21 protein-coding genes are annotated in these 26,755 nt (G+C 61.4%); 9 read left to right on the top strand and 12 right to left on the bottom strand.

Going from position 1 to position 26,755, the window contains the following annotated elements:
• The first annotated feature begins 187 nt into the window (after nt 1-187).
• Together ABD919_RS21150 and ABD919_RS21145 are read left to right on the top strand one after the other, a co-directional pair.
• Complete coding sequence (locus tag ABD919_RS21150; RefSeq protein WP_345238074.1) at nt 188-1,333, top strand: tetratricopeptide repeat protein; 1,146 nt, start codon at nt 188-190, stop codon at nt 1,331-1,333.
• 81 nt (nt 1,334-1,414) lie between these two features.
• Complete coding sequence (locus tag ABD919_RS21145; RefSeq protein ID WP_345238073.1) at nt 1,415-3,478, top strand: OmpA family protein; 2,064 nt, start codon at nt 1,415-1,417, stop codon at nt 3,476-3,478.
• A gap of 294 nt (nt 3,479-3,772) precedes the next feature.
• Here the strand turns inward: ABD919_RS21145 and ABD919_RS21140 are convergent, their stop codons facing one another.
• From ABD919_RS21140 to ABD919_RS21125, 4 genes are all read right to left on the bottom strand, one after another.
• Complete coding sequence (locus tag ABD919_RS21140) at nt 3,773-4,195, bottom strand: BrxA/BrxB family bacilliredoxin (RefSeq protein WP_345238072.1); 423 nt, start codon at nt 4,193-4,195, stop codon at nt 3,773-3,775.
• Between the two features lie 137 nt (nt 4,196-4,332).
• Nucleotides 4,333-5,733: an alpha-amylase family glycosyl hydrolase gene (locus tag ABD919_RS21135; protein ID WP_345238071.1), complete on the bottom strand. Its 1,401-nt coding sequence runs from the start codon at nt 5,731-5,733 to the stop codon at nt 4,333-4,335.
• A gap of 44 nt (nt 5,734-5,777) precedes the next feature.
• Nucleotides 5,778-7,892, bottom strand: a complete 2,115-nt coding sequence (locus tag ABD919_RS21130; RefSeq protein ID WP_345238070.1) for a glycoside hydrolase family 97 protein — start codon at nt 7,890-7,892, stop codon at nt 5,778-5,780.
• 365 nt (nt 7,893-8,257) lie between these two features.
• Nucleotides 8,258-9,856 (bottom strand): DUF6377 domain-containing protein, encoded by a 1,599-nt coding sequence (locus ABD919_RS21125; protein WP_345238069.1) that lies wholly within the window; start codon nt 9,854-9,856, stop codon nt 8,258-8,260.
• Between the two features lie 390 nt (nt 9,857-10,246).
• Between ABD919_RS21125 and ABD919_RS21120 the strand changes: the two genes are divergently transcribed.
• The 3 genes from ABD919_RS21120 to ABD919_RS21110 all read left to right on the top strand — a co-directional run bounded on the left by ABD919_RS21120 (nt 10,247) and on the right by ABD919_RS21110 (nt 13,804).
• A complete protein-coding gene (locus ABD919_RS21120; protein WP_345238067.1) occupies nt 10,247-11,344 on the top strand; it encodes a tetratricopeptide repeat protein in 1,098 nt (365 codons plus the stop codon).
• A gap of 55 nt (nt 11,345-11,399) precedes the next feature.
• Nucleotides 11,400-13,460, top strand: coding sequence for an OmpA family protein (locus tag ABD919_RS21115; protein ID WP_345238066.1), 2,061 nt, complete (start codon nt 11,400-11,402; stop codon nt 13,458-13,460).
• Between the two features lie 173 nt (nt 13,461-13,633).
• The gene (locus ABD919_RS21110; RefSeq protein ID WP_345238065.1) at nt 13,634-13,804 is read left to right on the top strand and encodes a hypothetical protein; all 171 of its coding nucleotides are present in this window, start codon (nt 13,634-13,636) and stop codon (nt 13,802-13,804) included.
• Nucleotides 13,805-13,847: 43 nt separating this feature from the next.
• On the opposite strand, the gene ABD919_RS21105 is transcribed toward ABD919_RS21110, so the two are convergent.
• Nucleotides 13,848-15,305 (bottom strand): hypothetical protein, encoded by a 1,458-nt coding sequence (locus ABD919_RS21105; protein ID WP_345238064.1) that lies wholly within the window; start codon nt 15,303-15,305, stop codon nt 13,848-13,850.
• Between the two features lie 434 nt (nt 15,306-15,739).
• Here ABD919_RS21105 and ABD919_RS21100 point away from each other — a divergent pair, with 434 nt between their 5' ends.
• From ABD919_RS21100 to ABD919_RS21085, 4 genes are all read left to right on the top strand, one after another.
• Nucleotides 15,740-15,946, top strand: a complete 207-nt coding sequence (locus tag ABD919_RS21100) for a hypothetical protein (RefSeq protein ID WP_345238063.1) — start codon at nt 15,740-15,742, stop codon at nt 15,944-15,946.
• Between the two features lie 71 nt (nt 15,947-16,017).
• Nucleotides 16,018-17,772 (top strand): ABC transporter substrate-binding protein, encoded by a 1,755-nt coding sequence (locus tag ABD919_RS21095; RefSeq protein WP_345238062.1) that lies wholly within the window; start codon nt 16,018-16,020, stop codon nt 17,770-17,772.
• Between the two features lie 4 nt (nt 17,773-17,776).
• Nucleotides 17,777-18,838: an ABC transporter permease gene (locus ABD919_RS21090; protein WP_345238061.1), complete on the top strand. Its 1,062-nt coding sequence runs from the start codon at nt 17,777-17,779 to the stop codon at nt 18,836-18,838.
• Entirely contained in the window at nt 18,826-19,800 is a 975-nt protein-coding gene (locus ABD919_RS21085; protein WP_345238060.1) for an ABC transporter permease, read from the top strand. Before ABD919_RS21090 ends, ABD919_RS21085 begins: the two co-directional genes overlap by 13 nt.
• Before the next feature lie 813 nt (nt 19,801-20,613).
• Here ABD919_RS21085 and ABD919_RS21080 read toward each other — a convergent pair.
• From ABD919_RS21080 to ABD919_RS21050, 7 genes are all read right to left on the bottom strand, one after another.
• Nucleotides 20,614-21,522, bottom strand: coding sequence for an SDR family oxidoreductase (locus ABD919_RS21080; RefSeq protein WP_345238059.1), 909 nt, complete (start codon nt 21,520-21,522; stop codon nt 20,614-20,616).
• 84 nt (nt 21,523-21,606) lie between these two features.
• Nucleotides 21,607-22,293 (bottom strand): peptidylprolyl isomerase, encoded by a 687-nt coding sequence (locus ABD919_RS21075; RefSeq protein ID WP_345238058.1) that lies wholly within the window; start codon nt 22,291-22,293, stop codon nt 21,607-21,609.
• Nucleotides 22,294-22,366: 73 nt separating this feature from the next.
• Nucleotides 22,367-23,296, bottom strand: coding sequence for a hydroxymethylbilane synthase (hemC, locus tag ABD919_RS21070; protein WP_345238057.1), 930 nt, complete (start codon nt 23,294-23,296; stop codon nt 22,367-22,369).
• 102 nt (nt 23,297-23,398) lie between these two features.
• Nucleotides 23,399-24,538: a DNA polymerase III subunit gene (locus tag ABD919_RS21065; RefSeq protein WP_345238056.1), complete on the bottom strand. Its 1,140-nt coding sequence runs from the start codon at nt 24,536-24,538 to the stop codon at nt 23,399-23,401.
• A gap of 33 nt (nt 24,539-24,571) precedes the next feature.
• Complete coding sequence (locus tag ABD919_RS21060; protein WP_345238055.1) at nt 24,572-25,111, bottom strand: hypothetical protein; 540 nt, start codon at nt 25,109-25,111, stop codon at nt 24,572-24,574.
• Nucleotides 25,112-25,116: 5 nt separating this feature from the next.
• Entirely contained in the window at nt 25,117-26,325 is a 1,209-nt protein-coding gene (locus ABD919_RS21055; protein WP_345238054.1) for a GlmU family protein, read from the bottom strand.
• A gap of 184 nt (nt 26,326-26,509) precedes the next feature.
• Nucleotides 26,510-26,755, bottom strand: a complete 246-nt coding sequence (locus ABD919_RS21050) for a type B 50S ribosomal protein L31 (protein WP_345238053.1) — start codon at nt 26,753-26,755, stop codon at nt 26,510-26,512.

Below are 26,755 nucleotides of genomic sequence, written 5' to 3'. Positions count from 1 at the left end.
CAAAGTCAAGCGCAAGCGCCTGGCCTGGGACGACACCTTTCTTGACCGCCTGTTAGCCCAACTGGCCGAATGCGTTTAGTCTGAGACTTACTATTTGTTTCCCGCATAAAATTTAATAACTTCGTCTTCCTGTCCTATTTTTTCATCGTTTGCCTATAGAAAACAGATGCTACGCTATATTCTTCTTTTGGCCATTCTGCTGGCCACGGGTTCTTCGCAGCTGGCGGATGCCCAAACCACAAAGGCGGATACCACCCGTCTTCAGACCGCCCGGCTCGATACGGCCCAGGCACTCACCCCGGCTCAGCTTGCTGAGAAAGCCTACGCCAAGGGGCTGGCCAGCTTTCAGGCCAAAGACTACGCCGCGGCCATGACCAGCCTGAGCGAGGCCATTACGGCCAAGCCCGACTACGCCCCGCCCTACGGTACCCGGGCCGCCACCCACCTGGAGCTGAAAGAGTACGATTTGGCGCTGGCCGATTTCGACCAGGCCATTAAGCTGGAGCCAGCCAACTACGCCAGCCTGCTGGGCCGCGCCCAGATTTACGAGGCCAAGGGCAAGCTCAGCGAGGCCGAGCTGGACTACTCCGAGGCCATGAAGGGCGGCAGCAGCTACGGCCCGGCCTGGTATAAGCGCGGGGTGCTGCGCTTTCAGCGGGGCGAGTACCAGCAGGCCCGCGACGACTTCGACGGGGCCATCAAGGCTAACCGCAACGATGCCTACGCTTACCACGAGCGGGCCAGCGCCAACCAGAAGCTGGGCAACTACGTGGATGCCACCCTGGACTACACCACCGCCCTGGCGCTGCAGCCCAATCTGCTGTCGGCCCTGCTGAACCGGGCGGCCGCCCAGCGCCGTGCCGGGCAGCTGGCCCAGTCGCTGCGCGACTACGACACTTACCTCAAGGCCAAGCCCGACGACGCGCTGGCACTTACCAACCGCGGCAATGCCCGCTACGAAAACAAAGACTTTAAGGGCGCGGTAGCCGATTTCACCCAGGCCATTTCGCTGGATGCCAAGTATGCGCTGGCCTGGAACAACCGCGCCGCCGCCCACCTCAAGCTGGAGGAATACGACAAGGCCGAAGCCGATGCCAGCCAGGCCATTTCGCTGGATGCGGCCTACGCGGAGGCCTTCCTCAACCGGGGGCATGCCCGCGAGATGCTCCGCAAAGCCGGCGACGCCTGCCAGGACTGGCACAAAGCCGCCGAGCTGGGCATCGACGCCGGCAAGAGCTACGCCTTGCTGGCCGGCTGCCCCGCGCCCGAGCCCACGCCGGCAGCCGAGCCGGCGGCGGCGACCGAGCCGGCCACGGAGGCTGGCAAGCAGTAGCCTATTTCGCTGCGGCCTTAGCTGTCAGCTACGCCTGCGCGGCTCGCACTTTCTTTTCTGCTATTCAGTATGCTTACTACTATGCGTTTTTCTGCTTGCTATCTATTTGCGCTTACGCTGTTTTGGGGGGCCTTACAGCCGGCTGCGGCTCAGAACGTGCCCTTTTCCTCCGACAAGTTTCTCAACAAAGACGCCCTGAAAGCGGCCCAGCGGGCGCTGAAGGATGGGGAAGAACATTACACGAACAAGCCCCCGCGCTACGCGGCAGCCTTGCCCCTCTTTCTGGAAGCCCAGAAGCTCAACCCCAACAACGCGGCGCTGAACATGCGCCTGGGCGACTGCTACCTTAACCTGGGCGATAAAACCCTGGCCTTGTCGCACCTACAGAAGGCGGCGGAGCTGGAAAGCGGCCCGGCACCCCGTATGCACTACCTGCTGGCCCGCGCATACCACCAGAACGCGAAGTGGGCCGAAGCCATCAAGGAGTATGAGAAGGCCCGCCCAGTGGCGGTGGGGCCGGCCAAAAAAGGGCAGCCGGCGGAGGTGCCTGTCGCGGACATTGCCCGCGGCATTGCGCAGAGCAAAACCGGCCAGAGCCTGATGCAGCACCCGCTGAGGGTGTTTGTCGACAACCTGGGCCCGGGCCTGAACTCGCCGGAAGCCGACCACAGCCCGCTTATTTCGGCCGATGAGTCGACGCTTTTTCTCACCTCGCGCCGGCAGGGAAGCACGGGTGGAAACAAAGCCTCCGACGGGGCAGGCTTCAATGAAGACATTTACGTGGCCATTAAAAATGGGGCCGACTGGGCTCCGGCCCGCAACCCCAGCACACCGCTCAACTCCAGCGGGCACGATGCCGGCGTAGCCCTCTCGCCCGATGGGCAGCGCCTGCTGCTGCACGCCGACAACAGCCCGGGCGACCTCAGCGAGTCGCGCCTGACGGCCAGCGGCTGGAGCAAGCCCCGCCCCCTGGGCTCCCACATCAACACCAAGTACGACGAGACCTCAGCCAGCTACTCACCGGATGGCAAGTACGTGTACTTCGTGAGCAACAAGCCCGAAGGCAGCCTGGGCGGGCGCGACATCTACCGGGCCGAGATTGAGGGCAAAAACCCGCCGCAGAACCTGGGCTCCGCCATCAACACTCCGTTCGACGAAGAAGGCGTGTTTATGATGCCCGATGGCAAAACCCTGTACTTCTCCTCCCAGGGCCACAGCAGCATGGGCGGCTTCGACATCTTTAAGTCGGTGCTGAAAAACGGCATGTGGTCGGCGCCGGAAAACGTGGGCTGGCCCATCAACTCACCCGATGACGAGGTGTTCTTCGTGCTGTCGGCTTCCGGCCGCTTCGGATACGTGGCCAGTGACCGACCCGGCGGGCAGGGGGGCAAAGACATTTACCGCATCACGTTCCTGGGGCCGGAAAAGCGCCCCTTCCTCAGCCAGCAGGACCGGCTGCTGGCGGCCAGCCCGGTGCCCGTGAAGCAGGCCCTGCCCGTGGTGACGGTGCCCGTGGTGACGCCCGAAGTAACCGTGCTGAAAGGGGTGATAACCGACATTGGCAGCCCCCAGACCCTGCAGGCCCAGATTGAGGTCATTGATAACGTCACCGGCCAGGTTGTGTCTGCGCTGCAAAGCTCCGCTAATGGCAAGTACCTGGTAAGCCTGCCCTCGGGCGCCAACTATGGCATTGTGGTGCGCCACGAAAACTACCTCTACCACTCCGAGAACGTGAACCTGCCGCCCAGCGCCGGCTACGCGGAAGTGGTAAAGAACGTCCGCCTGCAAAAGATGGAGCCGGGTTCCAACGTGGTACTGAGCAACGTGTTCTTTGAGCCGGGCAAAGCCACCCTGCGCCCGGAAAGCACGGCCGAGCTGGAGCGCCTGGTGAAGCTGCTCAACGAAAACTCCAAGCTCAAGCTGCAGCTCACCAGCCACACCGACAACAGCGGCTCGCCCGAAGCCAACCTGGGCCTGAGCGAGCGCCGCGCCCAGGCCGTGATGGCTTACCTCACCGACCACAAAATCAAGCCCGACCGCCTCACCGCCGCCGGCTACGGCGGCACCATGCCCATTGCCGCCAACACCACCGAGGCCGGCCGCCAGCAGAATCAACGGACTACATTCAAGGTAGTATCGAAGTAGATGTGTTGATGTGCTGATTTTTTGATGTGCTGATGTGCTGAAAAGACGTTGCTTTGCGAGTGAAGCGCGGTGAAGCGCGGTAAAGAAGTCCGGTGTAGCTGGTTCTTCCTCCAGAGTTCAGTCACTATTGAGATTAGCCCCATCAAAAAGCCCCAATGCCAGCGCTGGCATTGGGGCTTTTACATTAACTGCCTGGTTCTTCGAAATGGACCGATTGTTGCGCTGCGCCCTCGCAATGAGAGAGGCCGAATGCTTGCACAGCACATCAGCACATCAAAAAAATCAGCACATCAACTAGCAGTACTCTTCGAAAGCGCCTTGCAGGTTGTTCACGATGCGCATGGCATCGTTGCCTTCGATGTGGTAGCGCTCAATCATGTGCACCAGCTCGCCGTCTTTGAACAGGGCGATGCAGGGGCTGCTGGGCGGGTACGGGAGCAGGTGCTCGCGCATCTTGGCAACGGCGTCGGTTTCCATGCCGGCAAATACCGTTACGAGCTTGGCCGGCTTTTTCTCGGCGCTGGCCAGGGCCATTTTCAGGGCCGGGCGGGCTTTGGCGGCGGCGCAGCCGCACACGCTGTTCACGGCCACCAGCACGGTGCCTTCCTTGCCGGCCAGGGCCGACTCAACTTCTTCGGGGGTCATGAGCTGCTCGAAGCCAGCCTCGACCAGGTCTTGCCGGATAGGCGCAACCATGTATTCGGGATAAACTGCCATGGGAAAGTAGCGAAAAAGCGGCCGCAGCCGCGGGTGTAATCATGCAAAGATACAAGGACTACAAGCGGGATGAGACGGCAAAAGTTTCGCCCGCCTGCGGCTCCCTGCCCAGGGCTCGCCCGGCGTACCGCATTGGCTTACCTCTTCAACACCACGTAGCCGTAGGGGGGCAGCATCACCTGCGTGCCAAGGGCGACGGAGCCGCCCTGTAAGGCATCGGTCCAGGTGGTGCCCGCCAGGGCGGCCGGCAAGGTGTAGGCGGTGGCTGCGTTGCGCACGTTCACCAGCACCAGCGCCTGCTCGTTGCCCAGGGTTTTGGTGAACGCACACACTGCCGCCGTGCTGTAAGACGTGGGAGTACCGCGGCGCAGGGCCGCAGTGCCGGCCCGCGCAGTGAGCAGCTGCTGGTAGGCCAGCTTTACGTCCGGGTTTACCCCCCAGGCTACTTTCACGGAGGTGAAGGGGAAAGGAATGGCCGTTGTCATGCCGGCCTCCTGCCCGTTGTACACCATGGGAATGCCCTTGTAAAGGGCGGCAATTACAAAGGCCGACATAGCGCCGGCTTTTCCGCCAAACAAGGCCACGGGCGTGCCATCGGAGCCGTTCACGTCGTGGTTGGTGATGTAGCGCACCACGTGCTGCGTGCCCGTGGCGCCCACGTACTCGCTGGTATTGAAGGCATCGAATGCGGTAGCGGGCTGCCCGCGGCGGTACACGTCCCAGAGCCCGCCGTAGAACCGGAAGCCGAAGGTGTAGTCGAAGCCGACGGCATAGCTGGCGGCGCGGGTGCCTTCGGCCAGCAGCAGCAGCCGGTGCGTGCGGATGTTGCGCAGCGTATCGATGGCCTGGCTCCAGAAATCGACGGGCTGGAAGTCGGCGTAGTCGAAGCGGAAGCCGTCGATGTTGGCGGTGTACACCCAGGACTTCATGGCCGAAATCATTTCCTTGCGCATGGCGTCGTTGCTGAAATTCAGCTGGGCCACGTCGTTGTAGGTAATGCCGTTGTTGGAAGGAGAGACGATGGTGCCCGCCGCATTGGTCTGGTACCAGTCGGGGTGGGCTGTTATCCAGGGATGGTCCCAGGCGGTGTGGTTGGCTACCCAGTCCAGCATCACGCTCAGGCCGCGGGCGTGGGCGGCATCCACCAGGGTGCGCAGGTCGGCGAGGGTGCCAAACTCGGGGCTTACGGCGCGGTAGTCGCGCACGGCGTAGGGCGAGTTCACCCCGCGCAGCTGCCCGACGGGGTAAATGGGCATCAAATACAGCACGTTCACGCCCAGGGCCCGGATGGAGTCCAGCCGGGCCGTGACGCCGGCAAAGTTGCCCGCCTGGCTGAAGGCCCGCATGTTTACCTGGTACATGGCCGCGTCTTCCCGATTGGGCACGCCGGTGAAGGGCGTGCCATACTGCGGTGGATTGGGGCCGGTGCTGCCGGGCGGCGTAACCGGGTCCGCCGTCTCGGTTTTGCAGCCCGCCAGCAGGCTGCCGGCAACAAGCACCAGCAGGCTGGCGCTGAATAGTTTTCTGAGAATATGCATGGGTGGGAATTGATGGAGGACGATGAAATAAGTGGGGGCCGGAGCTATTTCTTAACCGGCTTGATGCTGACGGCCGCCCCGCCGCCCGGAGCCAGCTGCAGCTTCAGGACCGACTTGCTGTCGACCTTCACCTGGCGAATCTGGTAGGCCATGGGGTTCTTCTCCCAGTGGGCACCGGGGGCATCGGCATAAATGGTGGCCGTGTAGCGCTGCCCGGGCTTGAGGAAGTCCAGCTTCAGCGTCTGGCTGCGGGCCTGCTCGTCGGTGATGGCGCCCAGGTACCACTCGTCCGTGCCCTTGGCCTGGCGGGCAATGCTGACGTACTCGCCCGGCTCGGCGGCCAGAATGCGGGTGTCGTCCCAGTCCACGGCCACGTCCTTGATAAACTGAAAGGCGTCGAGGTGCTGCTCGTAGGCTTCGGGCAGGTCGGCGGCCATCTGCAGGGGCGAGTACATGGTCACGTACAGGGCCAGCTGCTTGGCCAGGGTGGTGTGCACCTGCCGCCCCTTGTTCTGGGCCGGGTTCCAGCTCTCGAGCTTAATCTGGAAGATGCCGGGAGTGTAGTCCATGGGGCCGCCCATGAGGCGGGTGAAGGGCAGAATGGTTTCGTGCTCGGGCAGGTTGCCGCTGCTCCAGGCGTTGAACTCGTTGCCGCGGGCGGCCTCGTTGGCCAGCCAGTTGGGGTAGGTGCGGTGCAGGCCGGTGGGGCGCACCGACTCGTGCATGTCGACCATAATCTGCTGCCGGGCCATGTTTTCGGCGGTGCGGTTGAAGTGGTTCACCATCCACTGCCCGTCGTGGTGCTCGCCGCGCGGGATGATGCGGCCCACGTAGCCGGTTTTCACGGCGTCGTAGCCGTGCTGCTTCATAAAGCGCAAGGCCTCGTCCTGCCGCCGCTCGTAGTTCGTTACCGAGCCCGAGGTTTCGTGGTGCATAATCAGCTTCACGCTTTTGGCCGCCGCGTAGCGCTGCAGCTCCTGCACGTCGAAGTCGGGGTAGGGCGTCACGAAGTCGAACACCTCTTCCTTCCAGTTGCCGTACCAGTCTTCCCAGCCCACGTTCCAGCCCTCCACCAGCACGCTCTGCAGGCCATGCCTGGCCGCAAAGTCGATGTAGCGCTTCACGTTGGCCGTGTTGGCACCGTGGCGGCCGTTGGGCTTCAGGGTGCTCCAGTCGGTGCCGGCCAGCTTGATGTTGCTGGCGTCGGAGTAGTTCCAGCTGGCCTTGTTGACGTGCATCTCCCACCACACGCCCACGAACTTCTGGGGCTTAATCCAGCCGGTGTCGGCTATTTTGCTGGGCTCGTTCAGGTTGAGGATGAGCTTGCTGGCCAGAATGGCCGGGGCGTTGTCGGCCACCACCACGGTGCGCCAGGGCGTGTGCTCGGGCGTCTGCAAATACGCCTTGGCCCCGGTGGCGCTGGGAACGAGCTGGGCCTTTAGTGCGAATGTCTTAGGGTCCACGTTCACAAACATGGCCGGGTAGTTCACCAGCGCGGCCTCGTGGATGTTGACGTACAGCCCGTCGTCGGTCTTGAGCATCAGGGGCGTCTGCACAGTCGTAGGCGCGGCCCGGTGCTGAATCACGGCAATGGGCGTGGTGTTTACCTGGCTGAGGCGGGAGGTGGTGTAGCTGTACTCGTTGGAATCGTAGTCGCCGGGAATCCAGAAGGCCTTGTGGTCGGCCGGCAGGTTGAACTGGGTTTGCTCGTCGCTCACGGTGAAGTACTGCAGCTTGTCCTGCTGCGGAAACTCGTAGCGGAAGCCCACGCCGTCGGCAAATACGCGGAACACCACGTCGAGCTGGCGGCCCGGGGCCTGGGGCTGGCGCAGGTGCACGGTCAGCTGCTGGTAGTGGTTGCGGATGTTTTTCACCTCCCCCCACACCGGCTGCCAGGTTTCGTCCACGTCTTTGGTTTCGCTGCCGGCCACTTCCAGCACCGCATCGAAGCCCGGCCCCTCGGCCAGGGAGATGCCCAGGCGCGAGGGCTGAATGACGGGCTTTTGGTTGTAGCTGACACTGTAAGTCGGCTGCCCGCTGCTGTTCAGGGCAAAGGTCAGGCTCACCTTGTCGAGGCGGGCCGTGAGCGGGCCGGTTGGCTGGGCCGCGGCGCTGTAAGCGGCCAGCAGCAAGGCGGCAGTAGAGAGGAAGTTTTTCATGGTAAAAGGGAAAGTCAAGCACCGGGGCCGAGCTGCCGGCGCTGGCTGCGGTAGCTTACGCTTCAGCACCAAATCAGGCCCAGCACCCTTGCTGCCAGCGCGTCGGGTGGCGGCAGGCCAACACTTGGGCACCGACTGCCAGCAAAAGTATAGTCATGGCTGGCCGGGGGAAATTTATCAAGCTGAAGTATGAAAAATATTAACCAACAGGCAATACAACCAACTATCAAACAACATATTACCCCAAATTATTCCGACTAAAATATAAGCCTGATATTGCCAGTCAACCCGGTATCATTGCACACCGGCAGACCGGCAGGCCAGGGTATCTGGCTTCAATACGCACTCTTCACCACAAGTTTCAATCAAACGGCCTGAATGGCCTGAATGCGCGCTTCAAACTCATCGTTAGGTAGCAGCGACCGATTTTTCACCCGGGTTTTGTAGGTGTAAATCGTGTTGATGGAATAGCCGAGCATGCGGCTGATTTGCTCGCTGTCGCTTATGCCAAGCCGGATAAGGGCGAAGATGCGCAGCTCGGTGGTCAGCAGCTGGTCTTCGGGCAGCCGGATGCGGTCTTCTTCCCGAAACAGGGCGTTGAACCGGTCAATAAAGTGGGGAAACAGCCGCAGGAAAACCGTGTCGAACCCTTTCAGCAGCTCGTTGCGCTCGGTTTTGATGTTGATGCCGTCGGCCAGCTTCTGCACGGCGGCGTACTGCTTGCTGCCGAGCAGGCCATCCACCCGCTTCTTAAGCGCCTCCAGCTTGTCGATGTACCGGGAGCTGTTGTGAAAGTAGTACCCCAGGTACTCCTCTTTAATCCTGTTGGCTTCGTTGAGCTCGTTGATAAGCTGGCGCAGCTCCCCGTTGCGCGCTTGCAGCTCCCCATTGGTAGCTGAAATAAGCCGGCTGGCCCGGCGCAGCTGCCGCAGCTGCCGGAAGCTGACCACGGCAAAGCCAATGACCACCGCCGCGAGGGCCGACAGAATGATGGCCAAGGTCTGGAGCGACTTGCGCTGCTTTTCAATGATGTTGATTTTTTGCCCCTCAATCACCGACGCCAGCTGGCTCATCTGAATCTGCCGCTGCCGCGCGTTGTAGAAGGACGCGGCCGCGCGGGCCTCGCTGATAAAGCTGTAGGCGTTTTTCAAGTCGCCTTTGCGGTAGCAATAGTCGGCCGCCTTGGATATGGCAGTCGTTTCCTTGGTAGCCGATTTGAGGTCGGCAGCGGCCGATACCAGCAGCAGCTCAAAGGCCTTCTTGGGCTGGCCGGCCAGCTCATAGAGGTAAGCAGTGGTGCTGGCACTCACGGCCAGCTGGTGCTGCGTGAGGCGGGGCAGGCGCCGGATTTGCGCATACACCGCCGCTCCGCGGGCCAGGTCATTGGTTTTCTGGGCCCTGAACAGCTGCACGGCCAGGTATTCGTACGAGCCCGGACGGCTGAGCTGCAGGGCGGTATCGGCAAATGCCAGCGCCTTCTGGTAGTAAGCCGGGCGGTAAGTCCGGTCGGCATTGAAGGCGCCAAGGTCGTTGTAGGCACGCGCCTGCAGGAAGTAAAAGCTGCCCCGGTCGGCGGGAGCCAGCTGGCGCGGGTTGAGGCGCTCCAGCACGTCGAAGGTTTCCTTGAACATACCCGACGAGAGCAGCACAAATGCCAGCTTCAGCCGGGTGAGCTCCTTCTTCTGCGGGTCGCCTAGCTGCTCGGCCAGGCGGGCGAGCCGCTGGCAGTACACGAAAGCCGAATCGTACTTAAACGCCTTGTACTCATCATAGATTCGCAGCCCCAGGTTGAACCTGGCATTGGGGCTTGCTTTGGGTGCCCTGAAGTCGGCGGTGAGCCGCGCAATGCGGCTCAAGCGCTGCGCATCGTATTCCGGCTTGTGGGCCAGGGCTTCGTTCAGCTCCCTCAACAAGCTATCGGCAGAGGCGGCCCTGGCTTCTACGCAGGCCGGCAACATGCTCATTACGAGGCAATACAGAGTTATTAAGTACTTCACCAAGGGAGAAAGGCCTTCCTTTAAAGGAGGTAGTCAGCAAAGCTAGCAAATTGAGCTCGGGGCATGCCTCGGGGCTTCTCCCCTTCCCCACTTCTCCCGGCCCGCCTCCGGCCACTGGCCTTCCCGTTAAAATTAAAAACCCGTCGGCAGCGCTGCCTTGATTGAGCGCCGCGTACCGCCCGCTTTTACCCGGCCTGACACCCAGGGCACCACGGCCCGGCCACCCAGTTTCTCGTCCATTGCGGCGGCAAAACGGGGGCGCGTTGGCTATCGATTTTGCCTTCCGAATTGCGCCGGCGCTTCAAATCCAATAACTTCGCACGGTAAGGTGTACTACCTGTACCTATTCCGATTATTATGCAACTGAAACTGTTTACGCTCGCCTTATTACTGCTATTAGGGGCTCTGCCAACGGTCAGCCAGGCACAGGTCGACTCGGTACGGGCCAAGAACCTCCCCGGCCAGCAGCTGGCCGAGAAAGCCTACAACAGCGGCCTCAGCAGCTTCAACAGCAAGAACTACCCGGCCGCCCTGGCCAGCTTCAGCCAGGCCATTGCCGCCAAGCCCGACTTCGCCGCGGCCTATTCCAACCGCGGCGCCACCCGCTACGAGCTGCAGGAGTACGACCAGGCCATGGTCGACTTCGACCAGGCCATTAAGCTGGAGCCCACCAGCTACACCAGCTACTTTGGCCGCGGGCAGGTGCGCGAAGCCCTCAAGCAGCTCGACGGGGCCGAGCAGGACTACTCCGAAGCGGTGAAAAACCAGCCTAACTACGCCCCCGCCTGGTACAACCGCGGCATCATCCGCTTCGAAAAAGGGGAATACCAGCAGGCCCGCGACGACTTCGACGGCGCCATCAAGGCCGACCCCAGCTATGCCTACGCCTACCACGACCGCGCCAGCGCCAACACCAAGCTTTCCAACTACGCCGCGGCCGCCCAGGACTACGCCAAGGCCCTGACCCTGGACCCCAGCCTGCTGCCGGCTCTGCTGAACCGCGCTGCGGCCCTGCGCCGCACCGGAAAGCTGCCGGAGGCCCTGAAGGATTACGACGCCTACCTCGACAAAAAAGCCGATAATGCCCTGGCTTTTAACAACCGGGGCAGCGCCCGCTTTGAAAACAAGGACTACGCCGGCGCCATCTCCGACTTCAACCAGGCCATTCTGCTCAACCCCAAGTATGCCTTCGCCTGGAACAACCGCGCGGCGGCCTTCCTCAAGCAGGAGAAGTTCGAAAAAGCCGAGTCGGATGCCAGCGAAGCCATTAAGCTTAACCCCCAGTATGCCGAGGCATACTTCAACCGCGGCCATGCTCGCGAAATGCTGCGCAAAGCCGAGGAGGCCTGCGAAGACTGGCGTAAAGCCGCCGCGCTGGGCATCGATGCCGGCAATAACTACGCCGCCGCCGCCGGCTGCGCAGGTGAGGCCAGCGACAAAGACGACGACAAGTAAGCCCACGGCTCCCTACTACCATCCGGGCGCGGCCCTCTATTCCTTCCCTTTAGCTATGCCTTCTTTCATCCGCCTTCTGCTGACCCTGCTGTTGAGTGGCACCGTGCTTGGTGCGTCTGCCCAGAGCGTGGCTTTTACCAAAGACAACTTTGCTGGCAACAAAGAAGGGCTTAAAGCAGCCCAGCGGGCCCTGAAGGATGGCGACGAAGCCTACCTGGCCGACCCGCCCCGCTACGGCACGGCCCTCACCAGCTACCTGGAAGCCCATAAGTTCAACCCCGACAACGCGGCGCTGAATGTGAAGATTGGCGACTGCTACCTCAACTCACTCACCAAAACCCAGGCCCTGCCCTACCTGCAGAAAGCCGCCCGCCTCGACCCCACGGCCGACACCCGCCTGCACTACCTGCTGGCCCGGGCCTACCACCTCAATGGCAAGTGGGCCGAAGCCATCCGGGAGTACCAGGAAGCCAAGCCCGTGGCCGGCACCAAGGGCAGCGACGACCTGGCCGTGACCAGCAACGACCTGGCCCGCCACATTCGGGAATGCAAAAACGGCGAGCAGCTGATGAAAAACCCCGTGCGCGCGTTTATCGACAACGTAGGGCCGGAAATCAATTCTCCTTATTCCGACTACGGGCCCGTGGTATCGGCCGACGAGTCGGTTATCCTGATTACCTCCCGCCGCCCCGCCGATGCCAAAGCCAAAAAAGACCCGGACGGCGACGGCTACTTTGAAGACATCTACCAGGCCACCCGCAAAGGCAAGGCTTGGACGCCGGCCAAAAACCTGGGCAGCCCCGTGAACACCGACGGCCACGACGCCACCGTAGGCCTGGCCCCCGATGGGCAGCGCATGCTGGTATATGTGGAAAATAACGGCGGCGACCTCAACGAATCCAACCTCAAAGGCAACAGCTGGAGCAAGCCCCTGAACCTGGGCTCCCGCATCAACACGCGCTTCCACGAGTCGTCGGCCACTTACTCGCCCGACGGCCGCTTCCTGTACTTTGTGAGCGACAAGCCCGAAGGCGGACGCGGCGGGCGCGACATCTACAAAGTGGAGATTGAGGGCCGCGGGCCCGCCCAGAACCTGGGTCCGCAAATCAACACGCCTTACGGCGAAGAAGGCGTGTTCATGATGCCCGACGGCAAAACCATGTACTTCTCCTCGGAAGGCCACAACTCCATGGGCGGCTACGACATCTTCAAGGCCGTGTTTGAAGACGGCAAATGGAGCGAGCCCGAAAACCTGGGCTGGCCCATCAACACCCCCGACGACGACGTGTTTTTCGTGACTTCGGCCTCGGGGCGCTACGGCTACTATTCCAGCGACCGCCCCGGCGGGCTGGGCGGCAAGGACATTTACCGGGTCACCTTCCTGGGCCCGGAAAAGCAGCCCCTGCTCAGCCAGGAAGACCAGCTGCTGGCCTCGCGCCTGCAGCCGGTGAAGCAGTCCGTGCTGGCCCCGGCCGTGGAAGTAGCCGTGGCCAAGGTAACCATCCTGAAGGGCACCATTACCGACAACAACACCAAACAGCCCATTGAAGCCGGCATCGACGTCATCGACAACGTAACCGGCCAGAGCATTGCTACCTTCCGCAGCAACGCCACTTCCGGCAAGTACCTGGTAAGCCTGCCCTCGGGCACTAACTACGGCATTGTGGTGCGGCAGGACGGCTACCTGTTCCACTCCGAAAACTTTGACCTGCCCACCACCGCTGCCTATGCCGAAGTGGTGAAGGATATACCTCTGAAAAAGCTGGAAGTGGGCGCCACCGTAGTGCTGCGCAATATCTTCTTCGACACCGGCAAGGCCACCCTGCGGCCGGAAAGCACCTCCGAGCTCGAGCGCCTGCAGAAGCTGATGGCAGAAAACCCCGCCCTGAAGCTGGAGATGGACGGCCACACCGACAACGTGGGCAAGCCCGCCATGAACCAGGACCTGAGCCAGCGCCGGGCCCAGGCCGTGGTGACCTACCTCACCCAGCATGGCATCGGCGCCGACCGCCTCAGTGCCGTGGGCTACGGCGACACCAAGCCCGTGGTGCCCAACACGAGCAAGGCCGGCCGCCAGCTTAACCGCCGCACCGAGTTTAAGGTGGTAGCGAAGTAAGGTACGCGGCCAGTGCGGGCGCAGTGTTTTTGGCACCAGGTGTTTTCGTTCGCCGGGCGCTGCCCATTGTTCGCATAGCAGCCCGCGGCAATGGCCGTATTTTCCAGCATCAGACGGCTCAGCATGCCAGCTTTGCGGGCGTTATCGGCTGGCCCATGCCCGCCCCTGCTGTTATGAAGCTGTTCTTATCCGCTACTCCTGCCCGGCGCCTGGGCCTGCTGCTACTAACGCTACTGGTGGCTCTGCTTATTATCTCCAACACCGCTGAAGCGCGGGCGGCAGCGCAACCCGCCATAGCTCAGACAGTAACCGCTGCGGCGGGCTTGGTCTTGCTGCCAGCGTAGCCAAGCGTCCTGCGGCTAAGCAGCCCGGCCAGCACTACCGGTTCTACGCCTGCTGCCGGGCTGCCATGCGGGGCCCATTGCGCAAGAGTTGCAGCGTGATAGCCCACAGGTTTTCATACGGGATAATCTCAATCTGGGCGTAGGCTTCGCCCGGCTGGGGGGCGGCGCGCAGCTTGGCCAGAATGTTCTGCCCTTTTTCGGCGCACTCGTCCGCGTCAAAGTCTTTCTCCACCACCAGCGCCAGCAGGCGCAGAAACAGCCGGCTACGCAGGGTAGCGGCTTCCCGCAGGTGGCGCTGCTGGTACTTGCGCAGGCGCTCCATGCGCACCAGCACGGCGTCCAGGTCACGCTGGCGCAGGTAATAGAGCATCTGCAGCACCAGAATGGCCACGTTGTGCCCCCGCTTATCGCGGTTGTACTCAGGTATCATCAACGCCCATTGGGCAATGCTGCGGGCTTTCAGCGGCGCGGCCGGCGTGGGCTGCAAAAACTCCACGTAGGCCCGGAACAGCTCCCAGCGCTGCTGGGCAGCCGGCCGCTGCTTGGGGTAAGACTGGTTTTTGCTTACCGTTTGCAGAATGCGCTGGGCCCGCTCGTACTGCCCGGCGTGCAGGGCCAGCAGCAGGTAGTGCTCGTGGAAATAAAACCAGTTGGTAGAAGAGTGGTGGAAGTCGCGGGCGTATACCTCGGCCAGCTTCAGGCCCCGCACGGCCTGCCCGCCGCGCAGGTGGGCATAAACGCTCATGAAATTGTTGAACCGCTTGTCGAAGCGTCTTTCATTCAGCTTGCCTTGCTGCAGGCGCCGGGCCGCGTCGGTGGTGATGTTGATAATCTCAGAGTAGTTGCCAACGGCCTCTTCCTGCGCCAGCCGCAAACGGTAGAGCGGAAAAAAGGTGTTATAGGAGCGGGCCCGTCGGTGCAGGTCCTCAATCTGCTTGATGTAAGCCGGCAGCTTGGCCATATTAGCCCGGCGCGAAGCCACTGTGCTCACGAAAAGAAGCTTGACTTCCGCATTCAGCCGCTCAACCTCTTCCTCCCAGCCCAGCTGCTGCTGCAGCTTGGCCAGCTTCTTTTCAATGGCCCGGTAGCTGGCCGCCTGCCCCTGGTCGGCATAAATGGCCCGCAGGGTCCTGGCGGCCTGCAGGCTATACCAGGTAAACTCGCCTTCTTCGGCCAGGCGCAGGCACTTGCGCAGCAGGCGGGCCGACAGCACGTACTCGCCTTCGGCGTACAGGGCACTCACCTGATGAAACAGCCCCAGCACCTGCATCTCGTAGCGCCGGGTCACGATATGCCGCGGGTCGCTGTGGTCGAGAAAAAACAGGTGATTGAGCAGCTTGGTCTGCACCCGCGAGCGAAGCTTGCGGAACGCCACGGCATTGGCGCTGCCGGTGCTGCCGTACAGCTCGCGCACCAGCTGCTGCTGCGTCACGCCGGTGGTCTTCACCAGCGCGTTTACCAGCTGTACTTCTTTGCTGGGCTTGGCCTCGTCCAGGTTCAATAGAGGAGGAGAAGAAGCCCGGCGTAATGTCACAATACGAGCAAGGTTGGCAATTTCATCCATATAGAAACCTCAAAAAAGCGCCTGAAACAACAATTACCTGAGCCTACCACGGCTAAATCTAATGTCACAAATAACACAGGTTTTTCCTTTCTGCTCTGGCGTATGCCCCAGCACCTTTGTAAGGTGCATTATTCTGCCCACATCAGACAGATGAAGTCACAAAATTTTATTTTATCTGCTAGTAAACCCGCTGCTTAGATGCACTAATTAAGCTTTAAGCGCGGTAAATTTCATTCCACTGAGTAAGACAAAAATTTTTCTCAGGATAATTTAAGTCACGTTTACCGTAAGAGTTTCCTTTCATTCGCAATTGGCGGACCTCAGATTTGTGTTGTTAACTCCTCAAACACAAATATTTAAACCCTAAGGTCATGCTTGAACTCGTTACCATCGCACTGCTCCAGCTGGCAGCTATCAGCGGCTCCAGCACCCTGAATTCGGCTACCCAGAGCCAGACTAGCTCCACTACTACGACCACAACAACTACGGCTGCAGAAACCGGGAATGGCACAAACAGCTGGGGAAATGATGCCCCGCGCACTGGAACCGGCACTGGCACTGGTACTGGCGGCAACTAAGCCTGGCGGGCTTTCCATTTCGCTGCTTACCTTGCCGGCCTACCCACCTGGAAGGTGCATACATCCCCTGCATGAAGTATTGTCTTTGGGCTTCGCTGGTGCTGGCCATTGCAGCAGCGCTGTCGTCAACGGGCTGCCGTTCTCACCCCGAAGCCTCGCGCCCCATTCGCATCCGCTGGTCGCACGACCCCGAAAACCTGGACCCGCTGGTACTTCCCAATCAGCAGGCTTCCGACGCCGCCAACCTGCTCTACTGCGGACTGCTGCAATATGATTTGCTGCAAGACAAAGTCGTACCGCTACTGGTAGAGGCGTTCCCAACGGTTACGCCCGTAGGCGACTCGCTGACCCGGCTAAGCTTCCGCCTACGGCCGCAGGCCCGCTGGGACGATGGCCAGCCGGTACTGGCCCAGGACATAGACTTCACCCTGAAGCTCATGTTTTGCCCGGGGCTACCCAACGAAGGTGCACGGCTGCAGTTTGCCTTTATTGAGGCGCTTCGTCTGGACGATGCCGACCCTCGTCGCTTTACCCTGGTGTGCCGGGGGCAGTCCCCGGAGCTGGCCAAAAGAGCCGGCGACTTTCCGGTGCTTTCCGAGGCGTCGCTAGACCCGGAGCACCGGCTCAGGGCGCTGTCGCTAACGCAGCTGCAGAACCGGCCCGCATCGGCTCCCGCCGATTCCATGCTCGCCGGCTTTGCCCGGCGCTACCAGGCCGTATTCCAGAAGCCAGGCCCGGGCTATATAGCCGGCTGTGGGCCCTATGACCTGGTGAGCTGGGAAAAAGACCAGTATCTGCACTTTAAGCGCAAGCCCAACTGGTGGGCCGACCAGATACAGCCCTGGCCCGAGATGCTGAGTGCCTATCCGCCGCAGCTCGAATACGCTATTATTCCCGACGACGCCACCGCCTCGCTGGCCCTGCAGCGCGGCGAAGTCGACCTTTACGCCGCAGTGCCGGCCCGGGAATTTCAACGCCTGCAGCGCATGGCCAGCCTACGGGAAAAGCTGGCGTTTTACTCGGCGCCCTCCTACGACGTCGTAACCGCGGGCTTTAACACCCGCCGCCCCGCGCTTGCCGACCCGGCCACCCGCCGGGCGCTGAGCCGCCTGTTTGATGCGGCCGGCCTGCTGGCGGCCACGCAGCTGGGCACCGGCACCCGTACGGTTGGCTTGATAAGTCCCGCCGACCGGGCCAATTACAACGACAGCCTGCCTTTAACACCCTTCGACCCCAAGGCGGCCGGGCAGCTGCTGCAAGCTGCCGGCTGGCAGCGGCAGCCCGCCGGTGGGTGGCAAAGGATGCGGCGAGGTGCCAAGCCTCAGCTGCTGCAGCTGAAGCTGCGCTACCGCTCCGACGAAGCCACGTTCGAAACCGCTGCCCTGCAATTCAGGGCCGCCGCTGCCCAGCTCGGGATTCCCGTAGTGCTGCAGCCTACGGAAGCCTCCCTGCTTAACCCGGCCCTGCACAGCGGCGACTTCGACCTGTATGTGCGCACGCTCAAGGGCAACCCTTTTGTGTTCAACTTTGCGCCTATCCTGCACTCGGAGTCTGTAGGCCAGGGCAACATGACCGGCTACGGCACACCGGCCAGCGACCAGCTTATTGAAGCGGTGGCCCGCGCAGAAACCCCGGCACAAAAGGCCATGCTGCTGCGCAGGTTCCAGGCCCGGCTGCAGGACGACATGCCCCTGGTTCCGCTTTTTTTCCTGCCCACCCGGGTAGTGGCCAGCCGCGACCTTACCGGATTGCATGTGTCGGGGCTGAAGCCGGGCTATATGGCAACTACCATCCGCCGCACTTCTCCGTCGGCCACGGCCCCATAGGCTCATGAGCAGGTGGTTACTAGGGCGCCTGGCGCAGACTGTGGCAGGCATCTGGCTGCTGGCCTCCGCGGTTTTTCTGCTCAGCCACCTGGGGCCCGGCGCCGAACAGCTGGCCTTGCCCGATACTGCCGACCCCGCCACTGCCAGCCCAGGTCTCCGCCCGGCAGCCCGGCAGCAGGCCCGGTACGCCTACCGGCAGCGCCTGGGCCTGGACCTGCCCTTGTTTTATGTGAGCCGCCCCGCCCTGCCCCGCGCTGCTCCCGCCCGCTGGCAATGGCACGGCACGCACAATCAGTACCACCGCTGGGCGGGGGAAGTGCTGCGGGGCCGCTTGGGTTACTCTATCCGTACCGGCCAGCCGGTAAGCGAGCGAATCGGGCAGGCGCTTGCGCACACCCTGCCCCTCACCGGCGCCGCGATTGTGCTTACCACTTTGGGCGCCCTGCTGCTGGCGCGGTGGCTGGCAGCAGGGCGCCCGGCTTACAGCCGCGTAATTCAGCTGCTACTTACGGCTTTGCAGGCCCCGCCCCTGTTTGTGGTAGCCATGGCCTTATTGCTGCTTTTTGCGAATCCGGCCTGGCTCGACTGGTTCCCAGTGTACGAGTCGCCGGTAGCTGGCGGTACCAACCCGGGGCTAACCGGCTCCGGCCTCGCCCGGGCAGTGCTGCCAGTGGCGAGCCTGGTGCTCACAGCCCTCCCTGCGCTGACGCTGCAGCTGGAGCAGGCCATTTCCCAGGAGCTGCGGCTGCCCTATGTGCTCACGGCCCGGGCCAAAGGCCTGAGCACCGCCCTGGTAGTGAACCGGCATGCGCTCCGGAATGCGCTGCTGCCCCTGCTTACGCAGTTTACTGGACTGCTGCCGGCCCTTTTTGCCGGAGCTGTGGTAGTGGAGGTCATCTTTGCCATCCCGGGCATGGGGCGCCTGCTGGTCACGGCGGCCACTACCCGCGACTACCCCGTGCTGGTGGGGGCCCTGGCGATTACCGGGGCGTCCCGCCTCCTGGCGCTTTTGCTCGCCGACGTGCTGTATGCTCAAACCGACCCTCGCATCCGATGGCAGCGCTAAGGAATTGGCCGTGGCCGAAAAAGCTGGCGCTGCTGTGGCTGGGGATAGTAGTAGCCCTGGGCCTGCTGGCTCCTTTCCTGCCCCTGCCTTTTGCGCCCGCCACGCCCGACCTGGCCCGGCCTGCCCTGCCGCCCGGCCTGGACAGCCCGCACTGGCTGGGCACCGATGCCCAGGGGCGCGATGTGCTGGCTAACCTGCTTTTTGGGGCCCGCACAGCAGTGCTTTTCACCTTGCCAGCGGCGCTGTTGGCCGCTGCTTTGGGCACCTTAGCAGGAGGAGCAGCCGGTTTTTGGCGCAACGATATGCCTTGGCCGTTGCCGTTGCTGTTGCTCTGTCTGGGGGCAGCCTGGTGGGCCCTGGCCCTGCCTTACTTCCAAATCGGACAAGCCTTGACTGTATTAGCCGGCCTGGGGCTACTTCTGCTGTACGCCTTTCCTCGGCTGCGTACTCGTATGCCGGCTTTGTCTTTACCCCTCGATGCCCTGTTACTGGGCACGGCAGCCCTGCTAGGCACGGTGCCCCGGCTGGTGCTGGTGCTGGCGGTAGGCAGCCTGGGCCTCCCACCTGCAGCCTTGCTGGCGCTGCTGGTTCTCACGACCTGGCCCGACACCGCCCGGCTGGTTCGGGCGGAGATGCTGCGGGTCAGCGCGCTTTCTTTTGTTGAGGCAGCGCATAGCCTTGGCTTGCCCGCTTTCCGGGTCTGGTGGCGGCATGCGCTGCCCCATGCTGCTCAGGTACTGCGGGCGGCGCTGCCGCTTAGCATTGCAGCACTGGTAGGAATGGAAAACACACTTTCCTTCTTAGGCATTGGCTTTGCGCCTACCACTCCCAGCTGGGGCCGCATGCTCAGCTCAGCCCGTCTGGCGCCTGAAGCCTGGTGGCTGGTGGCTTTGCCTGCTCTCCCGCTGGCCGCTACTTTACTATCTCTGAAGGTCATTGCCCGGCGGCAATTGGCCCGTTGATTTCTTCTGAGCTTTAAGTAAAGCTACATCATCAGTCGCTGCTTACTGTCACATACAGAAGAAAAAATGCAAAGTCTAATCCCCTACAAGTTGCTTGTAAAGCCCATTTCATCAAGGCAAAGCATTGCAGACTAGATTTTATTAATTTTTGCTTGAACATTGTAAACAGAAAAATTGGCTGAGCATATGTCACATTTATAGCTAGTCTTTCCTTTCCCAGGGCTATTGACCGCTTTAATATTGTATCGATTTCGGGACGCACCTTAATTCAAGCAGCTACTTCCGCGGCTCTCGCCGATTTGTAACGAATTTGCTTATTGTGTCTTACGTGGACCAAAAAGCAACAACCGGAATGCAGGCCAAACGGGCCCGCATGGTAGCTTGAGTTAGGCTATGCTTCGCCGACTGGTAGTGCAGACCCACGCGCTTTGGGGGAAGTCGCGCTGCACTACCAGTCGCGAAGCTAGCCGGGAGCAGTCAGTAGGAATGTGGTCCAGCAGTGGAATATAAGGCCACACAAAGTACTTCCTGCCGCTTTCTGGATGCTGCGTCTACCATACAAGTGGCTATCCAGTAGCGTATTCTACCCAATACCCGTGAGGAAGTAAAGCTCTTCGTCTACCCCGCTGAGCAAGCCCGCCGCTACCCCGGCGGGCTTTTTATTTTTTACCCGGCAGCACGCCGCACCGGGCTTGCAGCGGTCCTCTGAATGAAGTATGCTTTGGGAAGAATCCGCAGGTTAACGCACAGACTCATTTGTTTTTAACCTTTGACTATCCACTTCTGAATCTATCCCCTGCCCTGGCACATGCTTTAGCTGCCTTGCCTGCTCTGCTCAGCCACCATGGCAATGCCCTGCTCGAAGCCATGCGGCACATAGCCCAGCTCACGCCGGGCCTTTTCCGGGATAAAGCCCGTGCGCAGGGGCCGCCGGGCCGGCTGGCTGAACGTGCTGCTGTCCACGCGCTCAATGAGGCCTTTATCCAGCCCAAAGTAGTCGGCAACGCGCAGCGCCATGCCGTAGGGGGTAAGCATCTCCTCGCCGCTGATGTGGTAGATGCCCTGGGCACGGTGCCGTGCCAGCAGCCAGCACCCCTCGGCCAGGTCTTCGGCCAGGGTAGGCGTGCGCAGCTGGTCGTCGACCACCTTAATGGCTTTCCCGGCCCGCAGCGAGTCGCGCACCCAGGTTACGATGTTGGTACGGCCGTAGTCGTGGGCCACGCCATACACCAGCACAGTGCGAGCTATGGCCCAGGGCCCCGGGCTGGCCTGCACGCACTGCTCGGCTGCCAGCTTGCTCTGACCGTAAAAGTTAACCGGTTCGGGGCGGGCATCTTCGCGCAGGGGTCCCTCCTTGCCGCTGAAAATGAAGTCGGTGCTCAGGTGAGTCAGGTGAACGCCGCGTTGTGCGCAGGCCGCCACCAGATGCTCCACGGCTGTCACGTTTTGCAGCCAGCAGGCTTCCTGATTTAGCTCGCACTCATCTACCTGGGTCATAGCAGCCGTGTGAATAAGATGCGTGGGCTGCTCGTCGGCCAGCACCTGCTCCACCAGCCCGGCATCGGTTACATCCAGCGGCACAAAGCGCAGGCCGGGATAAAGCCCGGCGAGCTTGTTGGCCCCCCGGGAGGTAGCAACCAGCTCCACACCCGGCAGTTGCTGCAGCCGCTGCACCAGCTTCTGCCCCAGCAAGCCATTCGAGCCCGTCACCAGCACCTTCATATACGCTTCGCTTAAGGAGGGGAAAAGGTATAGGGTTGAAGGGAAAGGGATAAGGGATACTACCACCCTATCCCCTTTCCCTAGCTAATACTTATACCCATAGAGCTTGGTGATTTTCTTTTTCTTCAGCTTTTCCACCTTCATGGTCATTTTCACGTCGGTAGTGGGCCGGTCGCGGCCGTCTTTCGTGACCTTGGCAATTTTGTCAATTACATCCAGCCCTTGAATTGCCTGACCATACACGGTGTACTGACCGTCGAGGAAGTGCGTGCCGTTGCGGTTTTGCACCAGGTAGAACTGTGAGTTGCTGCTGGCCTTCTGCGGGTTGGCAAAGTCGCCCTGCCGGGCAGCCGCCAGGGCGCCGTAGTCGTGCTTGTGGCCGGCGCTGAACTCGGCCGGGATGGTGGTCTCGTTGGGCTGGCCCATGCCGTCGTTGCTGGGGTCAGCGTCTTTGGAGTTGGCGTCGCCCCCCTGAATCATGAAGTCCTGAATCACGCGGTGAAACGTGGTGCCGTTGTAAAAGCCGCTGCTGGCTTTCTCGAGGAAGTTGGCGCGGTGCAGGGGCGTGTCCTGAAACAGAATCAGGCGAATGTCGCCGTAGGTGGTGATGATAGTCACCACCTCATCCTTGCCGCTGACCTTTACCTTTTTAACCTTGGCTTGCTTTTCGGCGACCGGTGCTTCCGCCGACTGCGCCAGGGTAGCCTGGCTTACCAGCATAAGGGCGGCAGCTGACAGGATGCCGGAGATAAAACGACGATAATGGAGCATTATAAGCAGTAAACAAGAGTTGAATTCAGCGCAAAAATACGGGAATACGCGGGCGGCTGGCTCGTCTCAGGCGCTACGCCCGCCCGGAGCGGATGCTGTCCAGAATCTGCCGGCCGCCGCGGGCCAGTACGGCCTCGGCCACGCGGGTGCCCAGCTGCCAGGCGCCTGCCGGACTGTCTGCCGTCTGTATTTCCTCCACATATTCCTCTCCGTCGAGGCTAATGAGGCCGCCGTGCAGGCGCACCTGTCCACGCTCGCTCAGCGTGGCCAGGGCAAAGGAAGGAATGCTGCAGCCGCCTTCCATGGTGTGCAGGAAGGCCCGCTCGGCCAGCAGGCAGGTGTGGGTGGCGGGGTGGTCGAGCACCGCTTTCAAGCGGGTCTTGAGGTCGGCATCCAGGCTGGCGGCGCACTCAATGGCGATGCTGCCCTGCCCGGTGGCCGGCACAAACTGGCCCGTAGGCAGCTCGTAGCGCACCAGATGCTCGTAGCCCATGCGGTGCACGCCGGCATACGCCAGCACCAGGGCATCAAACTGGCCTTCTTCCAGCTTGCGCAGGCGGGTCTGCAGGTTGCCACGGGCCTCGGCAGTGCTTGCGTTGGGATAAAAGCGGCGCAGCTGGGCCTTGCGGCGCGTGCTGCTGGTGCCCAGCACAATGCCCGGCCTGTCGAGGGAGAAGTCTTCGTCGAAGCTCAGCACCACGTCGTTTACCTGCTCGCGCTCCAGGAAGGCCAGCAGCTCCAGGTCGGCTGGAATGCTGCTTTGCACGTCTTTGGCCGAGTGTACGGCCAGGTGGGATTCGCCGCGGCGCAGGCTTTGCTCCAGCTCTTCGGTAAACACGCCCTTGGACCCGATTTTGGCCAGGGAACGGTCCTGCACGATGTCGCCGGTGGTTTGCATGGGCACAATCTCGGTGGCAAAGCCCGCCTGAGTCAGCAGGCCGGCTACGTGCTCGGTTTGCCACATGGCCAGGCGGCTGCTGCGGGTAGCAAGGCGGATAGTCATAGGGTAGTTGTCAGTTGTCAGTTGTTCGTTGTCAGGGTTGTTCTGGAATCAGCTTGGTCAGAACGGGCTGACAACTGACAACGAACAACTGACAACTAAGCCTTAATTCATTCTTAAAAACACGCCTATACGCAGGGAGCTGTCGACGAACACCATGCGGGGATTGGCGTTGCGCTCGATGTGGTAGTGGGCATCAGTCAGTTCCTTGGTGAGCAGGTCGGCGTTGCGAGGCGTTACGAAGCGGGCGAAGCCAGTGATGAACTGCTGCTCTCCCGCCGCCAGGTGGGGCACGAACTTCGGGTCGATGCCGAACAGCAATACCTTGCGCAGCAGGCCCAGCGAGTAGCTCAGCAGCTCCTTCTGGTTTTCACGGCCCAGCTTCTGAAACTCCTCGCTTTGCTTAAGAATGTCGGCGGCCTTGCTGCCATAGCTGAAGCACAGGCGCATCCAGGCCACGAAAAAGGTGAAGTAGTCGTGGTCGGCGCTCTGCTCCCGCGAGGCCAGGGCAGCGCCCAGGCTGCCCTCGGCCAGCTGGGCCACCTGCCGGGCTTTCACCTCGGGCACCTGGTGCTGCTCGTGCAGATAGGCCGTGATATCGTTCTCGGAAAAGGGGCGCACCACCACCGGCTGCACCCGGCTGATGATGGTGGGCAGCAGCTGCTCGGGCGCGTGGCTCACCAGCAGGAAGATGGTGGCGGGTGGTGGCTCTTCCAGCAGCTTGAGCACGGCATTGGCCGCAGCCGGGTGCATGAGCTCGGGCAGCCAGATGATGACGATTTTAAAGCGGGCCTCGAAGGCCTTGAGGCTCACCAGGCGCAGCAGCTGCCCGGCTTCTTCCTTGGAGATGCTACCCTGCTTGTTCTCGGCCCCGATGTGCTGCATCCAGTCGTTGAGGCCCTGGTAAGGGTTGGCGAGCACGAAGCTGCGCCAGTCGGCCATGAACTTGCTGCTGGTGGCGTCCTTGGCCACCGCTTTGGTGGTGGTCACCGGCACAATGAAGTTCAGGTCGGGGTGAGCCAGCTTTTCAATCTTGGTGCAGGCCGGGCAGTGCCCGCAGCTGTCGGCGGCATCGGCGGGCCGCTCCTCGCAGTTCAGGTACTGGGCGTAGGCCAGGGCCAGGGCCAGGGCCGCCCCGCCCTCGCTGCCGCGAAACAGCTGGGCGTGCGCCACGTGCTGGCGCTGCACCGACTGGCGCAGCACCTGCTTCACAGCAGCCTGACCGGGAATGGATGAGAAGAGCATGATACGATTTGTAGAGAAACCTCTCGCTGTGGCTTAGTTTGATTGGATGCGCTGGTTGATTTTCCACTTGCGCCGAGCCTTGTCCTGCCACAGCAACGCCAGCGAGGCCAGATAATCGTTCTCAAAATCAATTGTTACCAACTCATTAAACCGAAACCAGAGGTCGTAATCCAGGTCCAGCTCGGCACGGGGTGAGAGGCTGTTTATCCGAAACCCAGTTTCATCATAATCACGAAGCTGTCCACAAAAGCTGCTGTCTTCCTCGTCCTGAAACTGGAACAGTTGGTACTGCTGCTGAATACACTGAAACATCTGTACCACGTTCCCAAACATGAATCCTTCCGGCACCGCGTTGTCAATGCCTTTCAGCTTTAACACGCGGGCGGTTTGAGCCTCAGAGCGGCTTTTGGTATCTGACTCAATATAGCTTTTGGCTACCAGCACGTAGCCGTCAGGCCGGTAATCGTAAAGGCGTCGCAGTAATACCCATTCCTCATTTTCAGCCAGCCACAGACCCGAGACGGCCTCGTCCCACTCCTTAATCCGCAGCTTTTTGACCAGAAAGGGCTTCATAGCAGCTATTGGGCCTTCTCCCAAATCCGGTCCTTACTCGTTGCTTCAAACACCTCCTGCATGATGCCCTGCTCTACCTCATCATACGCCAGGTGGCGGCGGGCCATTACCCGCTCGGCCACCTCGGCTACTTTGGGCAGCTTAAAAGTTTCGAAGCCGGCCGAGCCGCCCCAGCTGAACGAAGGAATGAAGGTGCGCGGGAAACCGGCGCCGAAGATGTTGGCCCCCACGCCCACCACCGTGCCGGTGTTGAACATGGTGTTGATGCCGCACTTGCTGTGGTCGCCCATCATCAGGCCGCAGAACTGCTGGCCGGTATCCACGAAGCGACCGGCGACGTGGCTCCAGATTTTGACGGGGGCGTAGTTGTTTTTCAGGTTGGAGGTGTTGGTGTCGGCCCCCAGGTTGCACCATTCGCCAATAACGGAGTTGCCCAGGTAGCCGTCGTGTCCCTTGTTGCTGTAGCCCAGCAGAATGCTGTTGCCTACCTCGCCGCCTACCTTGCTGTGCGGCCCCACGGTGTTGTCGCCGCGCATCTTGGCGCCGGCGTTGATGTGGGAGCCTTCGCACAAAGCCAGCGGCCCTTTGATGATGGCGCCCTCGTGCACCTGAGAATTCTTGCCCAGGTAGATGGGGCCATCCTCGGCGTTGAGAATAGCCGCCCGGATTTTCACGCCTTCCTCGATAAAGATGTTCTCGGCGCCGTACACGATGGTGTGGGCGTCGCCCACGGGCTGGGATGTACGGCCGGCGGTGAGCAGGGCAAAGTCGCGGCGGATTTCGGCGCCGTTGTTCAGAAACAGGTGCCAGGGCCGGCTGATAACGGTAACCGGCTCGGCTACTTCCCGGGTGTTGCTGAGGCCATCCTGAATGAGCTCGGCCACCAGGCTGGCGTCGGCCAGGTGGGCGGCCACCAGCAGCTCGCCGTCGTAGAGTCCTTCGCCGGGGGCCAGGGCCTGCACCTGCCGGGCCAGTAGCTCGTCGGGGCACACGGCGCCGTTTACGACCAGCGCCGGGCCGCTTACCTGGCCGGCCGCATACTTGGCCTGCAGGTAAGGCTGGGTGAGGTAGCCCACGCTGCCGGCGCCCAGGCGCTGCTGCCATTTCTCGGCAATGGTGAGGATGCCACAACGCAGGGCCGCCACCGGACGGGTAAAGGTGAAGGGCAGCAGATGGGGCCGGATGGCCGGGTCGTCGAACAGGAGGACGTGCATAAAGTTGGTTGTCAGTTGCTCGTTGTCAGTTGTCAGGATTCTGGAGTTGGCTTCCGTCTTAAACCTGGCGGCAAAGTTCGGCACATTTAAAAACAAAAGCTCCCGACAGCGAGCTGTCGGGAGCTTTCTCGAAGTCTGGTCGTCAGCCTAACAACTGACAACTAGACCCTGACAACTAAAAGAATTACTTCTTCTTGTAGCGGTTCATGAACTTCTCTACGCGGCCAGCGGTGTCGATAAACACGTTCTTGCCGGTGTAGAAGGGGTGCGAAGCGCTGCTAACTTCAATCTTCACCAGCGGATACGTTTTGCCGTCTTCCATCGTGATGGTGTCGGTCGGCTTCATCGTGGAGCGGGTGATGAACTTAAAATCCGAGGAAGTGTCCTGAAATACTACTTCCTGATACTCGGGGTGCGTGTCTTTTTTCAT

Source organism: Hymenobacter saemangeumensis (genome assembly GCF_039541835.1).
Taxonomy (GTDB): Bacteria; Bacteroidota; Bacteroidia; order Cytophagales; family Hymenobacteraceae; genus Hymenobacter; species Hymenobacter saemangeumensis.
Note: the sequence above shows the minus strand (reverse complement) of the source record. Positions and strands in the feature narration are given on the sequence as shown.

Bases quoted from the DNA above. Each gene is read 5' to 3' on its own strand.
- ABD919_RS21120 (WP_345238067.1), top strand. From the start codon at position 10,247: ATGCAACTGAAACTGTTTACGCTCGCCTTATTACTGCTATTAGGGGCT.
- ABD919_RS21125 (WP_345238069.1), bottom strand. From the start codon at position 9,856: ATGAGCATGTTGCCGGCCTGCGTAGAAGCCAGGGCCGCCTCTGCCGAT.
- ABD919_RS21085 (WP_345238060.1), top strand. From the start codon at position 18,826: ATGGCAGCGCTAAGGAATTGGCCGTGGCCGAAAAAGCTGGCGCTGCTG.
- ABD919_RS21115 (WP_345238066.1), top strand. From the start codon at position 11,400: ATGCCTTCTTTCATCCGCCTTCTGCTGACCCTGCTGTTGAGTGGCACC.
- ABD919_RS21050 (WP_345238053.1), bottom strand. From the start codon at position 26,755: ATGAAAAAAGACACGCACCCCGAGTATCAGGAAGTAGTATTTCAGGAC.
- ABD919_RS21140 (WP_345238072.1), bottom strand. From the start codon at position 4,195: ATGGCAGTTTATCCCGAATACATGGTTGCGCCTATCCGGCAAGACCTG.
- ABD919_RS21090 (WP_345238061.1), top strand. From the start codon at position 17,777: ATGAGCAGGTGGTTACTAGGGCGCCTGGCGCAGACTGTGGCAGGCATC.
- ABD919_RS21080 (WP_345238059.1), bottom strand. From the start codon at position 21,522: ATGAAGGTGCTGGTGACGGGCTCGAATGGCTTGCTGGGGCAGAAGCTG.
- ABD919_RS21075 (WP_345238058.1), bottom strand. From the start codon at position 22,293: ATGCTCCATTATCGTCGTTTTATCTCCGGCATCCTGTCAGCTGCCGCC.
- ABD919_RS21145 (WP_345238073.1), top strand. From the start codon at position 1,415: ATGCGTTTTTCTGCTTGCTATCTATTTGCGCTTACGCTGTTTTGGGGG.
- ABD919_RS21095 (WP_345238062.1), top strand. From the start codon at position 16,018: ATGAAGTATTGTCTTTGGGCTTCGCTGGTGCTGGCCATTGCAGCAGCG.
- ABD919_RS21100 (WP_345238063.1), top strand. From the start codon at position 15,740: ATGCTTGAACTCGTTACCATCGCACTGCTCCAGCTGGCAGCTATCAGC.
- ABD919_RS21055 (WP_345238054.1), bottom strand. From the start codon at position 26,325: ATGCACGTCCTCCTGTTCGACGACCCGGCCATCCGGCCCCATCTGCTG.
- ABD919_RS21130 (WP_345238070.1), bottom strand. From the start codon at position 7,892: ATGAAAAACTTCCTCTCTACTGCCGCCTTGCTGCTGGCCGCTTACAGC.
- hemC (WP_345238057.1), bottom strand. From the start codon at position 23,296: ATGACTATCCGCCTTGCTACCCGCAGCAGCCGCCTGGCCATGTGGCAA.
- ABD919_RS21060 (WP_345238055.1), bottom strand. From the start codon at position 25,111: ATGAAGCCCTTTCTGGTCAAAAAGCTGCGGATTAAGGAGTGGGACGAG.
- ABD919_RS21135 (WP_345238071.1), bottom strand. From the start codon at position 5,733: ATGCATATTCTCAGAAAACTATTCAGCGCCAGCCTGCTGGTGCTTGTT.
- ABD919_RS21065 (WP_345238056.1), bottom strand. From the start codon at position 24,538: ATGCTCTTCTCATCCATTCCCGGTCAGGCTGCTGTGAAGCAGGTGCTG.
- ABD919_RS21110 (WP_345238065.1), top strand. From the start codon at position 13,634: ATGAAGCTGTTCTTATCCGCTACTCCTGCCCGGCGCCTGGGCCTGCTG.